Raw genomic sequence first — 1,055 nt, forward strand, 5'->3', positions numbered from 1 at the left:
TCCTGAAGCGGGGGAGCTGGCATGCAAGCAAGGTTCCATCGCCCTGTGGTTCGTGGTGCTGCTGATCGTCCTGGCGCCGCTGTTCGACTTCATGAACGGCTTCCATGACGCGGCCAACTCCATTGCCACGGTGGTCTCCACCGGGGTGCTCAAGCCCCAGCAGGCGGTGTTGTTCGCCGCCATGTTCAACGTCATCGCCATCGGCATCTTCCACCTGAAGGTGGCCAGCACCATCGGCAAGGGCATCGTCGAGCCCGGCATCGTGGACCACCACGTGGTGTTCGGGGCGCTGATCGGTGCCATCTTCTGGAACGCGTTCACCTGGTGGTACGGCATTCCGTCCTCCAGCTCCCACGCGCTGATCGGCGGCATCATGGGGGCCGTCATCGCCAAGGCCGGGCTGGCCAAGCTGGCCTGGGCCGGCATCGGCAAGACCGTGCTGTTCATCTTCCTGTCGCCGGTGCTGGGCTATGTGCTGGGCTCGCTGATGATGGTGCTGGTGTCCTGGATCTGCCGGCGAACGCCGCCCCGAAAGGTGGACCGCTGGTTCCGGCGTCTGCAGCTCTTGTCCGCCGGCTTGTACTCGCTGGGACACGGCGGCAATGACGCGCAGAAGACCATTGGCATCATCTGGATGCTGCTGGTGGCGGCCGGTTATGTGGCCAGCGACGCTGCCGCACCGCCGAGCTGGGTGATCTGGTGCTGCTACTTCGCCATCGGCATGGGCACCATGTTCGGCGGCTGGCGCATCGTCAAGACCATGGGGCAGCGTCTGACCAAGCTCAAGCCGGTCGGGGGGTTCTGCGCCGAGACCGGTGGCGCGGCCTCGCTGTTCATCGCCACGGCGTTGGGCGTGCCGGTGTCCACCACCCACACCATCACCGGCGCCATCGTCGGGGTGGGCTCGGTGCGCACCACGGCCGCCGTGCGCTGGGGGCTGGCCAGCAACATCGTCTGGGCCTGGATCTTCACCATCCCGGCCTCGGCCTTCGTGGCCGCCATGTTCTACGGCTTCAGCACGCTGATGTTCTGAGCGGACAGGGGCGCTGTCGCCG

1 protein-coding gene is annotated in these 1,055 nt (G+C 66.4%); it reads left to right on the top strand.

The window, feature by feature from the left end; translation table 11 throughout:
• Positions 1 to 37: 37 nt before the first annotated feature.
• Positions 38 to 1,033: an inorganic phosphate transporter gene (locus tag I73_RS09695; protein WP_234409464.1), complete on the top strand. Its 996-nt coding sequence runs from the start codon at positions 38 to 40 to the stop codon at positions 1,031 to 1,033.
• Positions 1,034 to 1,055: the final 22 nt, after the last annotated feature.

The sequence above is a fragment of the Ideonella sp. B508-1 genome (genome assembly GCF_000333615.1).
Classification (GTDB): Bacteria; Pseudomonadota; Gammaproteobacteria; order Burkholderiales; family Burkholderiaceae_C; genus Ideonella.